Here is a 12,701-nt window from a genome sequence, read left to right on the forward strand (position 1 = left end):
TTCGAAAAGCTCGACATCATGTTCCTCGGCTTCATCACCTTCGTTCTCGTCGCTGATGGACTGCGGATGTGTTAACAGGCCCTAGCTTCGGCAGAAGCTTGGCCTCAATGATGGCAGCAACAAACAGGCAAGCTGCCACGTCGTTCTCCCAACGCTGACGAATCGCTCGAACTGGATCGAGAAGAGGGTGAAATCCGTCATCGACTTCTCGACATCGAAGTACGAACTGACGCAGTCTCGGCATGAGACCGGTGAAGACCCGGAAGACGGGGTGCCCTACTACTACTACGCCAACTGCTTGACCGTAGCGCGTCGCTGAGCGTGGCCACCACTACCCGCAAGCGCGCCGAAACACGTTACGCGAAGCCACCTCGATTCCTAGCATGACAAGCGTTTTTCATAGGAACGCTTGCCATGCACGAACTCGAACCCGTCTCCCTCTCTCCTGCTGCTGACCGGCCACGGCACGCGCACCAAGAGGTCGTTGATCTGCTTGCCGCCGCACTCTTGCGGCTGCGCGGGCGGCACCAGCCACCATCTGAATCTTCAATCGCCGCCGACAGCGACGCGGTTGGCCTTGGCTTCGTCGGCCAGGAGCGCGTGAATGCGAACCCCGATAACAACAACGGAGTTCGCCCATGACGGCACACGCAACCCCAGCCGACGCCACCACCATCGCCACCCGCATCGCCCAGCTCCCGCACCTGCCGATGGACAGCCTCTGGGCGCTGTGGGACGAGCACTTCGATGAGCGCCCGAACCACCACCATCGCACCTGGCTGGAGAGCCGGCTCGCCTACAAGATCCAGGAGCGCGCCCTCGGCGGCTTGAAGCCCGCCACGCGCCGCAAGCTCGAAGAGATCGGCGAGACCGGCATCCTGCCCCGACAGCTGCGGCGCGATGCCAACCGCCTGCTGCCGGGCACCGTACTGACTCGGATGTACGACGACGTCGAGCACCGCGTCCTGGTACGCGGCCCCTTTGACTTCGACTACTGCGGTCAACGCTTCAAGAGCCTGTCCGCCGTCGCACGTCACATCACAGGCACCCACTGGTCGGGGCCAGTGTTCTTCGGACTGAAGTCCGGTGACAAGAAGAAGGAGCCGGCATGACGTCGAACCGAGTACCGCTGACGCCGGCAATCCCCATCACAGTGAAGAAGCGCTGCGCGGTCTACACGCGCAAGTCCACCGACGAAGGGCTCGACCAGGAGTACAACAGCCTCGAAGCGCAGCGCGACGCTGGGCTGGCCTACATCGCCAGCCAGCGTCACGAGGGGTGGATCGCCATCGATGACAGCTATGACGACGGCGGCTACTCGGGCGGCAACGTGGACCGCCCGGCGCTCAAGCGCCTGCTGGCAGACATCGAGGCCGGGCGGGTCGACATCATCGTCGTCTACAAGATCGACCGCCTGACGCGCAGCCTTCCCGACTTCGCCAAGTTGGTGGAGGTGTTCGACCGCAACGGCGTCTCCTTCGTGTCGGTGACGCAGCAGTTCAACACCACGACATCGATGGGTCGGCTCACGCTGAACATCCTGCTGTCCTTCGCCCAATTCGAACGCGAGGTCACCGGCGAGCGCATCCGCGACAAGATCGCCGCCAGCAAGGCAAAGGGCATGTGGATGGGCGGAATGCCGCCGATGGGCTATGACGTCGTCGATCGCAAGCTCGTCGTCAACGAGCGCGAGGCCGCACTCGTGCGTGACATCTTCCGGCGCTACGCCGAGCATGGCTCGGCTGCACGGCTGGTGCGGGAGATGGCGGTCGAGGGGCACACCACCAAGGCCTGGGTGACCCAAGGCGGGCGCCGGCGCACGGGCCGACCCATCGACCAGCAGTTCATCTTCGCGCTGCTGCGCAACCGCATCTACCTGGGTGAGATCCGCAACCACGGCACGTGGTATCCCGGCCAACACGAAGCGATCGTGCCGCAAGACCTGTGGGACGCCGCGCACGCGTTCATCGCGCGCCGCAAGCAGGCGCCGCGCGAGCACCGCGCCAAGCATCCGGCCCTGCTCGCGGGGCTGCTGTTCGCGCCCGATGGGCAGCGCATGCTGCACACCTTCGTCAAGAAGAAGAGCGGACGCACCTACCGCTACTACGTCCCCTACCTGCACAAGCGCCGCAACGCGGGCGCGAGCCTGGCGCCGGACGCCCCGGACGTCGGGCATCTGCCCGCGGCCGAGATCGAGAACGCGGTGTTGACGCAGATCCACGCGGCGCTCTCGGCGCCGGAGGTGCTGATCGGCACCTGGCGGGCGTGCCAGCGCCACCCGGCCGGTGCTGCCCTCGATGAAGCGCAGGTGGTGGTGGCGATGCGACGCATCGGCGACGTGTGGGCGCAGTTGTTCCCGGCCGAGCAGCAACGCATCGCGCGGCTGCTGATCGAGCGGGTCCAACTGCATGAGCACGGACTCGACATCCTCTGGCGCGAGGACGGCTGGCTGGGATTGGGGCCCGAGATCGGCGCGCATCCGCTGGTCGAGGAATCCAGCGCACAGACCGAGGAAACACCGGCATGAGCACCACGACGAACCCGCGCAAGCGCGCTATCCGCGTCGAGGTCGGAACCGATGCCCGCAGCTACGTCAGCGATGGCCAGCGCGTCACGCTGGTGCCGCTGACGATCAAGCGCCGCCAGAACCGCAAGCTCCTGATCCCGCCGACGCCCGAGTCCGCCGCTGCGACCGCGGGCGGCCTGGATGCGCCGATGATCAAGACGCTCGGCAAGGCCTTCTACTGGAAGCGGCTGCTCGAGGAGGGGCGCTATCCCACGACGACCGACCTGGCCCGCGCCCTGAAGTTGGAGCCCGGCTGGGTGGCCGAGGTGCTGCGCCTGACCCTCTTGGCCCCCGACATCGTCGAGGCCATCCTGGACGGACGCCAGCCCCGGCATCTGAATCTGCACACGCTGCGTGGCCGCCAAGACCTGCTGCCTCGCGACTGGGGCGAGCAGCGTCGGCTGCTGGGCTTTCCTTCAGCTTGAGACTGGCGCTCAGCTGGCGCAACAACTACCTCTGCCACGCTCCTGGATTGGTGGGCACGGCACAGTGCCGTAGGAGCAATAGACGCAGCAGTCCCCGGGCTTGGGCTTGAGTATGGCGTGGCAGGCCTCGCACTCATAGAACCACTGGCAGGCATCGGTAGGCATGGTCTCGGTCTTGGTGTGACCGCACTCCGGACAAGTCAACGTCGATTCCAGAACGACGGCAGTCACTTCACGCTCCCGACCACCGTCGAGGGGTAGCCAGCATCCTGGGTCGCCCGCGTCAGCGCCTCTACATTCGCCCGCGCGTCGTCGAACGTCACGGTCGCCTGTCGTTTGTCGAGGTTCACGTCCGTCTTGGCCACGCCCGGCACCTTGCCGAGCGCCTTCTTGACCGTAATCGGGCAGGCGGCGCAGTTCATGCCCGGCACTGACAGGGTGACGGTCTTTGTCGCGGCGATGACTGGCACGCTCACGATCAGGGCGAGCGTCAGCATCGGAAAACCAAGCAATCTCTTCATAAAACCTCCGTTCAGTAAAACCAGGGCGCGACCAGCGGGAAGCCGAGCGCCACGATCACCAGGGCGACCACGATCCCGAACAGCAGCTCGTAGCCGCGCCGAACCGACGGCACCGCGCAGGCCTGTCCGGGTTCGCACGCCGGGGCTTTCGCCCATATGCGTCGCCCGGCGAGGAACAACGCGACGAGGGCCGCGCCGATGAAGATCGGGCGGTAGGGTTCGAGGGCCGTCAGGTTGCTGATCCATGCCCCTGAGAAGCCCAGCGTGATCAGCACCAATGGCCCGAGGCAGCAGGTCGATGCGAGGATGGCCGAGACGAATCCGGCCGCGAGCGCCGCACGGCCGCCTCCGGTACTGCCTTGCGCAGTTGGGGTGTCTGGTTTCATGGAGTAAGCTTACTTCCGTACTTAAGTACGGAGTCAAGACCATGAACAGCACGCCCGAGATCGAGGCGATGACGATCGGCGCGCTGGCGCGCGCGGCTGGCGTCAATGTCGAAACCATCCGCTTCTACCAGCGCAAGGGGCTGTTGCCCGAACCAGATCGGCCGCAGGGAAGTATCCGCCGTTACGGCGCCGACGAGCTTGGCCGCGTCCGCTTCATCAAGTCGGCACAGCGGCTGGGCTTCAGTCTCGACGAGGTGTCCGAACTGCTCAAGCTCGAGGACGGATCGCACTGCGCCGAGGCGCGTGCGCAGGCTCAGCGCAAACTCGTTGACGTTCGCGAACGACTGGCTGACCTGCAGCGCATCGAAGCGGCGCTGTCCGAGCTCGTGCAGCGCTGCAATGCCATTCGCGGCCGGGTGCGCTGCCCCTTGATCGCCGCCTTGCAGGCGGAGTGACGCACAGCCGTCCTTGACTGATCCTCGACCATGACGGCGGGCCTTGTGCCCGCCGTTTTCGTATCGGCGAGAACTTTGGCGAACCCGAAGTTCCCGCGTGGTTCGCCATTCGGTCCCTCCAAGGTTCGCCACCCGAAGCCTGCAATGACACCTGTTCCTCAACAGCGTCATAGGAGGCTTCCATGCCGACAACGGCAAGCACCATCCCCCGGTCGCCGGTCGATGCGATCAACAGCCTGTCTCCCGGCGACCGTCGGGTCCTCAACGAGAACGAGCTCGCGCAGCGCTGGGGCCTGAGCCCCAAGACCCTGCAGCGCTGGCGCAGCGAAGGGCGGGGCCCGCGCTACCTGAAGCTGTCCAAGCGCGTCAGCTACCCCCTGGAGTCGGTCATCGAGTTCGAGCGTGGCGCCCTGCACGACTCGACCTCCGAGCGCGCGGCGCGCTGAAGGGGGTGCGATGAGCGATTTGACCCTCTACCCCGCCGACATCGCCGCGATGTCCGTCGGCCAGCTCGCCGCGCTTCCGCCCGCCCAGAAGGCGGAGATCAGCCGCCACCTGGACGAAGCGCTCGCCTGGCTCAAACAAGCCCGCGCCAAGTTCGACGCCGCGCTGGAGGCCGCCTACGGCGAGCAGGCCCGTGCTGCCCGCCTCGAGGCGGGCAAGGACTTCGGCGTCGTGCACCTGAAGGACGGGCTGCTTCGCGTGACGGTCGAGGTCCCGAAGCGCGTCTCCTGGGACCAGGCGCAACTGGCCGCCATCGCCCGGCGCATCGCCGCCGCCGGCGAGAAGGTCGAGGACTACCTCGACGTCGAGTACTCCGTCTCGGAATCGCGCTTCTCCAACTGGCCGCCGGCACTGCGCGCCGGGTTCGAGGCCGCCCGCACCGTCAAGCCCGGCAAGCCGACGTTTCGGCTGACCTTGACCTCGGAGGACTGACCCATGCCCACCGAACTCATCCCGTTCGATTTCGAAGGCCGGCCGGTCCGCGTGGTCACCGACGCCCAAGGTGAGCCCTGGTTCGTCGCGGCCGATGTGTGTGCGGCCCTGCACCTGCCCGAGACCCACAAGGCAGTGGCCCGGCTGGACGACGACGAAAAGGCCCGGAATTCAATTCCGACCCCTGGCGGCGAGCAGGAGATGACCGTCGTCAACGAGCCCGGGCTGTACAGCCTGGTCCTCGGCAGCCGGAAGCCCGAGGCCAAGCGCTTCAAGCGCTGGGTGACCCACGAGGTGCTGCCGGCGATCCGCAAGACGGGTCGCTACGTGCTGTCCGGAACACCGGCCCTGCCTGCCCCGACCCAAGACCGTGTGTGCTCGATCCTGCTGATCGGCGAGGCCGTGGCCAAGGTACCGGGGGTCAAACCCGGCATCGCGATGGCGGCCACGCTCACCTGCATCCAGGAGAACACGGGCCTGGCGGTCGAGACGCTGCGCCGCGCCCTTCCTGCCAGGGACACCGCCGCGAACGAGGCGATCTGCTCCCTCAACGCCACCCAGCTCGGCAGGCTGCTCGGCCTGTCGGCCAAGGCCACCAACCAGCGCCTGGCCCGCCACGGCCTGCAGTTCCGCAACGAGCGCGACGAGTGGGAGCTGACCGAGGCCGGCGAGGCCTGGGCCGAAGCCATGCCGTACTCGCGCAACGGGCACAGCGGCTACCAGATCCTCTGGAACCCGGCGGTCGCGGAGCGGCTGAAGGAGGTGGCGTGATGGCCCTCCCCATCATCACCGCCGACCAGCGGCTGCGCGAGAAGCAGGGCGTGAAGCTCGTGCTTCTAGGCAAGAGCGGCATCGGCAAGACCAGCCAGCTCAAGACGCTGCCGGAAGGATCGACCCTGTTCGTCGACCTCGAGGCTGGCGACTTGGCCGTCAAGGACTGGCGCGGCGACTGCGTGCGCCCGAGCACCTGGCCGGAGTTCCGCGATCTCGTGGTGTTCCTCGCCGGCCCGAACCCGGCGCTGCCCGCCGACGCGCCGTTCTCCGAGGCGCACTACCGGCATGTGTGCGAGCGCTACGGCGATCCCGGTCAACTCGCCAAGTACGACACCTACTTCGTCGACTCGATCACGGTACTCGCGCGCCTGGCGCTCGTCTGGGCCAAGACCCAGCCGCAGGCCTACAGCGAGCGCACCGGCAAGCCCGACACCCGGGGCGCCTACGGCCTGCTCGGCTCGGAACTCATCGGGGCGCTGACCCACCTGCAGCACGCGCGCGGCAAGCACGTGGTGTTCGTGGCCATCCTCGACGAGCGCCTGGACGACTTCAACCGCAAGGTCTTCGTGCCGCAGATCGAGGGCGCCAAGACCGCGGCGGAACTGCCCGGCATCGTCGATGAAGTCGTCACCTTGGCCGAGATCAAGGCCGAGGACGGCTCGTCCTACCGCGCCTTCGTCTGCCACACGGTGAACCCCTACGGCGTCCCGGCCAAGGACCGCTCCGGCCAGCTCGAGTTGCTGGAGCCGCCGAACCTGCGCGCGCTGATCGACAAGTGCGCCGCCGCCACTCGAATCCCGACATCCAAGGAGTAAACCATGACCGCCTGGAACGATTTCAACGACGCCGAACAGCAGCCCAGCTTCGACCTCATCCCCAAGGGCACGCTCGCCCGCGTGCGCATGACCCTCAAGCCCGGGGGCTTTGATGACCCGGCCCAGGGCTGGACCGGGGGCTACGCCACGCAAAGCTTCGAGACCGGCTCGGTCTATCTCGCGGCCGAGTTCGTGGTGCTGGAGGGCGAGTACGCCCGGCGCAAGCTCTGGAGCAACATCGGCCTGCATTCCCCGAAGGGCCCGGCCTGGGGCCAGATGGGCCGCAGCTTCGTGCGCGCGATCCTCAACAGCGCCCGCAACGTCCATCCCCAGGACAACGGGCCGCAGGCCGCCGCCGCGCGGCGCATCCAGGGCTTCCACGAGCTCGACGGCATCGAGTTCCTCGCCCGCATCGACATCGAGAAGGACGGCCGCGGCGACTTGAAGAACGTCATCAAGAGCGCCGTCGAGCCCGACCACCCGGACTACGCCCGCCTGATGGGACTGCCGCCCAAAGCGTCGGGCACCGGCCACTCCGGCGCGCCGGCGGCGGCGACTCCGCCCCGTGCGATGCCGCCGGCCGCCCCGCAACGCCCCGCCGTGCCGGGCAAGCCGGCCTGGGCGCAGTGAGAGGAGGGCCGGTGAAGTGCTGGGTCTGCAAACGACAGGCGCGCGGCTACGGCCACTCGGACCTTCGGCATCCGGTGGGCGACGCCCAGCGCTATCCGATCGACTGGGTGTTCTGCTCGTGGCGCTGCCAGGAGGCGTTTCACACGCTCTACGGCAACTGGCTGCGGGTGCGGGACGGACGTTCACCCCTCGGGGAGGTCGCGATGATCGATCCGTCTGACGTCGAACTCGCCGCGATGAGGAAGTGCCTCAAGGCCTTCGGTGCGGCGGCAGAAAGCATCGGCTTCGACAAGCCCCTCGGCGCGTACTCCGAGGACGAGGCCCTGCGGGTGATCGACGCCATCGTCACCTGCTACACGGAGGCGATGGTCGAGCACCACGAGGCGACCAAGTACCCGCCGGTGCGCGGGCTGAAGCACCCGGTGTCCGATCCCTTCGCCGATCTCGAGGACGACCTGCCGTGGGAGGTGACGTCATGATGGACTTCAACGCCACCGCGAGCCTCTCGGGTCAGCTCACGGCGCTGATCGACGCCGGGATGCAGCGTGCCCGCGCCGAACAGGGCAAGCGCGGCTACCTGGGCGCCTCGCGCCTCGGGGCCGCGTGCGAGCGCGCGCTGCAATACGAGGTCGCCGACGCCCCGGTCGATCCGGGTCGCGAGACCGACGGTCGCATGCTGCGCGTCTTCGAGCGCGGGCGCGTCTCTGAGGACTGCATGGTCGGATGGCTGCGCGCGGCGGGCTTCGATCTGCGCACGCGAAACGACGCGGGCGAACAGTTCGGCTTCTCGGCGCTCGACGGGCGCCTGCAGGGCCACGTCGATGGGGTGCTCGTCGCCGGGCCCGACCTGGGGTTCGGTTCCGGCTACCCGGCGCTGTGGGAGAACAAGTGCCTGGGCGCCAAATCGTGGCGCGAGTTGGAGAGGCACCGACTCGCGGTGGCCAAGCCGGTCTACGCCGCGCAAGTGGCGCTCTACCAGGCCTACCTGGGGCTGCACGCGCACCCGGCGCTGTTCACGGCGGTGAACGCCGACACGATGGAGATCCACGCCGAGCTGGTGCCGTTCGATGCGGCGTTGGCGCAGCGCATGTCCGACCGGGCCGTGAAGGTCATCACGGCCACCGAGGCGGGCGAACTGCTGCCGCGGGGGATCGTAGATCCCACCCATGTCGAGTGCCGGATGTGCCCGTGGCAGGACCGGTGCTGGAGGGCCGCGGCATGAACGACACACCGCTGCACCAGGTGCTCGGGGAGCGCCTGATCGACGCACGCGAGGCGGCGCTGACGCTGAATCTGCCGCTCTACTGGCTCACCCACGCCAAGGAGCGCCGGCGTCTCGGCCTGCCGCACTACCGGGTCGGCAAGCTGCTGCGCTTCAAGCTGAGCGAACTGATCGCGTGGATGGAGGAAAGCCAAGCCCTGCACACGGCCGACGCAGTGCACGAGGAGGAGGCGGATGCTGGACTTCAATGACACCGCGCCCGTGCCCGAGATCCCGGCGTCCGAGCGCCGCGAGGCCGTGCGCGCCGCCCTGCTCGCTAGGCTGGAAGCGGTGCTGTTCACCCTGTTCCCCGCCGGTCGGACGCGCCGCGGCAAGTTCGTCATCGGCGACGTGCTCGGCAGCCCGGGCGACAGCCTGGAGGTCGTGCTCGACGGCGACAAGGCGGGACTGTGGACCGATCGAGCCACCGGCGACGGCGGCGATGTGTTCCACCTGATCGGCGCCCACTTCGGCATGGACGTGCACGGCGACTTCGCCCGCGTCCTCGACCTGGCCGAGGACCTCGTCGGCCGTGCCCCCACGGCCCCGGCGCGCAAGGCTGCCAAGGAGACCCCGGTCGACGACCTGGGTCCCGCCACCGCCAAGTGGGACTACCTCGACGCACAAGGGCACCTCATCGCCGTCGTCTACCGCTACGACCCGCCCGGGCGCAAGAAGGAGTTCCGGCCCTGGGACGCGCGCCGCCGCAAGATGGCTCCGCCCGAGCCGCGGCCGCTGTACAACCAGCCGGGGATCCAGGACGCCGCCCAGGTCGTGCTGGTCGAGGGCGAGAAATGCGCCCAGGCCTTGATCGACGCCGGCGTGTGCGCCACCACCGCGATGCACGGGGCGAATGCGCCCGTGGACAAGACCGATTGGTCGCCGCTGGCGGGCAAGGCCGTCTTGGTCTGGCCTGACCGCGACAAGCCGGGCTGGGAGTACGCCGTGCAGGCGGCCCAGGCGATTCTGTCGGCGGGCGCGAAGACCTGCCACATCCTGTACCCGCCCGAGGAAGCGGCGGACGGCTGGGACGCGGCGGACGCCGTGATGGAGGGCTTCGACGTCGCGGCCTTCCTCGCCCACGGTCCGCGTGTGCAGGTGCATGACATTGCGGACCCCGGCGAGCCGGTGATCGGCGCGGATGAATCGGTGTGGGGCACCGAAGATGCCCTGGCGCTGGCCTTCACCCGGCGCTACCACCGCGACTGGCGCTACGTGGCGGCCTGGGGCCGCTGGTTGGTGTGGGACGGTCGGCGCTGGCGCAACGAGGAGACGCTGGCGGCCACCGACTTGATCCGCGGTGTCTGCCGACACGCGGCCCTCCAGGCCGACAACCCCAAGCTGGCGGCCAAGCTGGCCACCTCCGGCACCGTCGGCGGCGTCGAACGCCTGGCTCGCGCAGACCGCCGCCACGCCGCGACCACCGCCGAGTGGGACGCCGATCCCTGGCTGCTCAACACCCCAGGCGGCGTGGTCGACCTCAGGACGGGCCGCCTGCGCGCACACGACCGCGCCGACCGCATGACCAAGATCACGACCGCCACGCCCGGCGGCGACTGCCCGACCTGGCGGCAGTTCATCGCCGAAGTGACCGGCGGCGATGCGGCACTGCAAGCCTATCTGCAGCGCATGGCGGGCTATGCGCTCACCGGCTCCACCCAGGAGCACGCGCTGTTCTTCCTCTACGGCACCGGCGCCAACGGCAAATCGGTGTTCGTCAACACCCTGGCCACGATCCTGGGCGACTACGCCGCCAACGCGCCAATGGACACCTTCATGGAGACGCGTACCGACCGCCATCCGACCGACATGGCGGGGTTGCGCGGCGCGCGCTTCGTAGCGGCGATCGAAACCGAGCAAGGGCGGCGCTGGGCCGAGTCCAAGGTCAAGAGCCTCACGGGCGGCGACAAGATCTCGGCGCGGTTCATGCGGCAAGACTTCTTCGAGTTCTGGCCGCAGTTCAAGCTCTTCGTCGCCGGCAACCACAAGCCCGCCATCCGCAACATCGACGAGGCCATGAAGCGCCGGCTGCACCTGATCCCCTTCACGATCACCGTGCCGCCCGAGCGGCGGGACAAACACCTGCAGCACAAGTTGCTCGCCGAGCGCGACGGGATCCTGGCCTGGGCGCTGGAGGGCTGCCTGGCCTGGCAGCGCCTGGGCCGGCTCGATCCGCCGCCGCAGGTGGTGGCCGCCACCGAAGAGTACTTCGAAGCCGAGGACGCGCTGGGCCGCTGGCTCGACGAGCGCTGCGTGCGCGAGGCCAATGCCAAGTCGCTGACGGCCGAACTGTTCAGCGACTGGAAGCAGTGGGCGGAGGCCGCTGGCGAGTTCGTCGGCTCGCAGCGCCGCTTCTCCGACCTCTTGATCACCCGCGGCGTCGAGAAATGGCGCAACGCCGCCGGCATCCGGGGCTTTCGTGGCGTGGGCCTCAAGCACCCGACGCAGCCCGCCTACACCCCCTATGCCGACGACTGAACACCCATGACCCCCTGCCGGACTGACGCATCTGACGCTGTACATCGTAAGTCTCTACGCGCGTGCGCGTGCGCGCGCCTCACGGGAGTAATCGATATCGTGCGTCGGATGCGTCAGTCCCCACCGAACGAGGACTGACACCATGCACACCACGATCCTGGCCCTGGACCTGGGCACCACCAGCGGTTGGGCGCTGCGCGACCGCACCGGCCGCATCACCAGCGGCAGCCAATCCTTCAAGCCACAGCGATTCGAAGGCGGCGGCATGCGCTACCTGCGCTTTGGCCGTTGGATTTCTGAAATTCAGACATCGGTTTCTGAACTTCAGTTTTTGTACTTCGAGGAAGTGCGCCGCCACGCCTCCACCGATGCCGCGCACGCCTACGGCGGGTTCCTGGCCACGCTCACGGCCTGGTGCGAGCACCACGGCATTCCCTACCAGGGCGTGCCGGTGGGCACGATCAAGAAGCACGTCACCGGCAAGGGCAATGCGAGCAAGGACGAGATGATGGTGGCCATGCGTGCGCGCGGCTATCAGCCCGCCGACGACAACGAAGCCGACGCCCTGGCGCTGTTGCACTGGGCCATCCAGCAGCACGACGCGGCGCAGGAGGCATGAGATGGACCTCCCGACCCCTCGCTACCGCTGCCCGCTGGGGCGCCTGCAGCCCGAGCCGATGGACGTGGAGGCCGTCAAGCGCCGCGGCTGGCGCGAGCAACGCCTGCTCGTCGTCTGCCTCGACGATGACCGGCTCGATTGGACGGAGCGCGAGCTGATCCGCCGAATCGGCGAGCGGCTCTACGGTGCACGGGAGGCACGCCATGGCTGAGTGGACCGTCGAGCGTGTGGCCGAACGCTTCCGGGAGGCGGCCATCACCGCCCACCGATTGCCGCCCGTGCGCGTGCAGGGCTACTTCAACACCTGGCCCGCGATCCGGCGCATGCCCTGGGAGACGCTGGGGGCCGAGCCGACCATCCGGCGCTTCCCGCCCAGTCCCGAGGCCATCGAGCGCATGCTCCAGACCATGCGCTGGGTCTTGTGGCTGGAGGAAGAAGAGCGGCATCTCGTGTGGATGCGCGCCGAGCGCCACCGCTGGCGCGACATCTGCGCCCGCTTCGGCTGCGACCGGACCACGGCTTGGCGGCGGTGGCAGCGGGCGTTGCATTTGGTGGCCGATCACCTCAACGGCGTCGCCTTGACGGCGTAGTGTTTTGGCGTGATTTGGCGGGTGGGATCGTGCATCCGCGTGCGTCTGCGGCGTGATGCGGCTTTGGCCGCTGCAACAGATTCGCCGGTCCGGGGGTAGTATTTCCGCTAACTTCTGGACAGCGGTGACGCCCGACGAAGCCGCCCAAGCATCAACGGGTCCTTCCTGCCGAAATCGCGATGCGGGGGGCGCGAGCGCGGCGCTTCGCCACCGTCAGGATGCAAACCGAGGTTTGCAGGGTTTGC

General features: G+C 68.1%; 20 protein-coding genes. 17 read left to right on the top strand and 3 right to left on the bottom strand.

Features of this window, described 5'->3' with window-relative positions; translation table 11 throughout:
* Positions 1-414: 414 nt before the first annotated feature.
* Genes C1704_RS07745 through C1704_RS07760 form a run of 4 tightly spaced genes read left to right on the top strand, consistent with a single transcriptional unit; the run spans position 415 to position 2,991 of the window.
* On the top strand, positions 415-642 hold the full coding sequence (locus C1704_RS07745) for a hypothetical protein (protein ID WP_104302169.1): 228 nt from the start codon (positions 415-417) through the stop codon (positions 640-642).
* A complete protein-coding gene (locus tag C1704_RS07750) occupies positions 639-1,112 on the top strand; it encodes a DUF2924 domain-containing protein (protein ID WP_104302170.1) in 474 nt (157 codons plus the stop codon). Before C1704_RS07745 ends, C1704_RS07750 begins: the two co-directional genes overlap by 4 nt.
* Complete coding sequence (locus C1704_RS07755) at positions 1,109-2,527, top strand: recombinase family protein (RefSeq protein WP_104302171.1); 1,419 nt, start codon at positions 1,109-1,111, stop codon at positions 2,525-2,527. Before C1704_RS07750 ends, C1704_RS07755 begins: the two co-directional genes overlap by 4 nt.
* On the top strand, positions 2,524-2,991 hold the full coding sequence (locus tag C1704_RS07760) for a hypothetical protein (protein ID WP_104302172.1): 468 nt from the start codon (positions 2,524-2,526) through the stop codon (positions 2,989-2,991). Before C1704_RS07755 ends, C1704_RS07760 begins: the two co-directional genes overlap by 4 nt.
* Before the next feature lie 9 nt (positions 2,992-3,000).
* Here the strand turns inward: C1704_RS07760 and C1704_RS17765 are convergent, their stop codons facing one another.
* From C1704_RS17765 to merT, 3 genes are read right to left on the bottom strand one after another with little or no spacing between them, the layout of a single operon-like run.
* Complete coding sequence (locus C1704_RS17765; RefSeq protein ID WP_082371571.1) at positions 3,001-3,222, bottom strand: GDCCVxC domain-containing (seleno)protein; 222 nt, start codon at positions 3,220-3,222, stop codon at positions 3,001-3,003.
* Positions 3,219-3,512, bottom strand: a complete 294-nt coding sequence (gene merP, locus C1704_RS07770; protein WP_053822775.1) for a mercury resistance system periplasmic binding protein MerP — start codon at positions 3,510-3,512, stop codon at positions 3,219-3,221. The genes C1704_RS17765 and merP overlap by 4 nt, the downstream gene beginning before the upstream one ends.
* An 11-nt stretch (positions 3,513-3,523) precedes the next feature.
* Positions 3,524-3,898 carry a mercuric ion transporter MerT gene (merT, locus tag C1704_RS07775; RefSeq protein WP_053822774.1) on the bottom strand — a complete coding sequence of 125 codons (375 nt, stop codon included), beginning with the start codon at positions 3,896-3,898 and terminating at the stop codon, positions 3,524-3,526.
* 41 nt (positions 3,899-3,939) lie between these two features.
* Here merT and merR point away from each other — a divergent pair, with 41 nt between their 5' ends.
* The 13 genes from merR (at position 3,940) to C1704_RS07840 (ending at position 12,456) form a co-directional block, all read left to right on the top strand.
* Positions 3,940-4,353 carry an Hg(II)-responsive transcriptional regulator gene (gene merR / locus C1704_RS07780; RefSeq protein ID WP_053822773.1) on the top strand — a complete coding sequence of 138 codons (414 nt, stop codon included), beginning with the start codon at positions 3,940-3,942 and terminating at the stop codon, positions 4,351-4,353.
* A gap of 182 nt (positions 4,354-4,535) precedes the next feature.
* A complete protein-coding gene (locus C1704_RS07785; protein ID WP_028769813.1) occupies positions 4,536-4,799 on the top strand; it encodes a helix-turn-helix transcriptional regulator in 264 nt (87 codons plus the stop codon).
* Between the two features lie 10 nt (positions 4,800-4,809).
* Positions 4,810-5,289 (top strand): hypothetical protein, encoded by a 480-nt coding sequence (locus tag C1704_RS07790; RefSeq protein WP_104302173.1) that lies wholly within the window; start codon positions 4,810-4,812, stop codon positions 5,287-5,289.
* 3 nt (positions 5,290-5,292) lie between these two features.
* Complete coding sequence (locus C1704_RS07795) at positions 5,293-6,060, top strand: BRO-N domain-containing protein (protein WP_104302174.1); 768 nt, start codon at positions 5,293-5,295, stop codon at positions 6,058-6,060.
* Positions 6,060-6,878, top strand: coding sequence for an ATP-binding protein (locus tag C1704_RS07800; protein WP_211286898.1), 819 nt, complete (start codon positions 6,060-6,062; stop codon positions 6,876-6,878). The genes C1704_RS07795 and C1704_RS07800 overlap by 1 nt, the downstream gene beginning before the upstream one ends.
* A gap of 3 nt (positions 6,879-6,881) precedes the next feature.
* Positions 6,882-7,508, top strand: a complete 627-nt coding sequence (locus C1704_RS07805) for a hypothetical protein (protein WP_104302176.1) — start codon at positions 6,882-6,884, stop codon at positions 7,506-7,508.
* A gap of 11 nt (positions 7,509-7,519) precedes the next feature.
* Positions 7,520-7,987, top strand: coding sequence for a DUF6511 domain-containing protein (locus C1704_RS07810; RefSeq protein ID WP_104302177.1), 468 nt, complete (start codon positions 7,520-7,522; stop codon positions 7,985-7,987).
* Complete coding sequence (locus C1704_RS07815) at positions 7,984-8,730, top strand: hypothetical protein (RefSeq protein ID WP_104302178.1); 747 nt, start codon at positions 7,984-7,986, stop codon at positions 8,728-8,730. The genes C1704_RS07810 and C1704_RS07815 overlap by 4 nt, the downstream gene beginning before the upstream one ends.
* Positions 8,727-8,981 (top strand): helix-turn-helix domain-containing protein, encoded by a 255-nt coding sequence (locus tag C1704_RS07820; protein ID WP_104302315.1) that lies wholly within the window; start codon positions 8,727-8,729, stop codon positions 8,979-8,981. The genes C1704_RS07815 and C1704_RS07820 overlap by 4 nt, the downstream gene beginning before the upstream one ends.
* Positions 8,965-11,247 (top strand): phage/plasmid primase, P4 family, encoded by a 2,283-nt coding sequence (locus C1704_RS07825; protein WP_104302179.1) that lies wholly within the window; start codon positions 8,965-8,967, stop codon positions 11,245-11,247. The genes C1704_RS07820 and C1704_RS07825 overlap by 17 nt, the downstream gene beginning before the upstream one ends.
* A 142-nt stretch (positions 11,248-11,389) precedes the next feature.
* Positions 11,390-11,866 carry a crossover junction endodeoxyribonuclease RuvC gene (locus tag C1704_RS07830; protein ID WP_104302180.1) on the top strand — a complete coding sequence of 159 codons (477 nt, stop codon included), beginning with the start codon at positions 11,390-11,392 and terminating at the stop codon, positions 11,864-11,866.
* Position 11,867: 1 nt separating this feature from the next.
* Positions 11,868-12,077: a hypothetical protein gene (locus C1704_RS07835; RefSeq protein WP_104302181.1), complete on the top strand. Its 210-nt coding sequence runs from the start codon at positions 11,868-11,870 to the stop codon at positions 12,075-12,077.
* Complete coding sequence (locus tag C1704_RS07840; protein ID WP_104302182.1) at positions 12,070-12,456, top strand: DUF6362 family protein; 387 nt, start codon at positions 12,070-12,072, stop codon at positions 12,454-12,456. Before C1704_RS07835 ends, C1704_RS07840 begins: the two co-directional genes overlap by 8 nt.
* Positions 12,457-12,701: the final 245 nt, after the last annotated feature.

Origin of the sequence: Caldimonas caldifontis (genome assembly GCF_002930615.1) — a bacterium.
GTDB classification, from domain to species: Bacteria; Pseudomonadota; Gammaproteobacteria; order Burkholderiales; family Burkholderiaceae_C; genus Caldimonas; species Caldimonas caldifontis.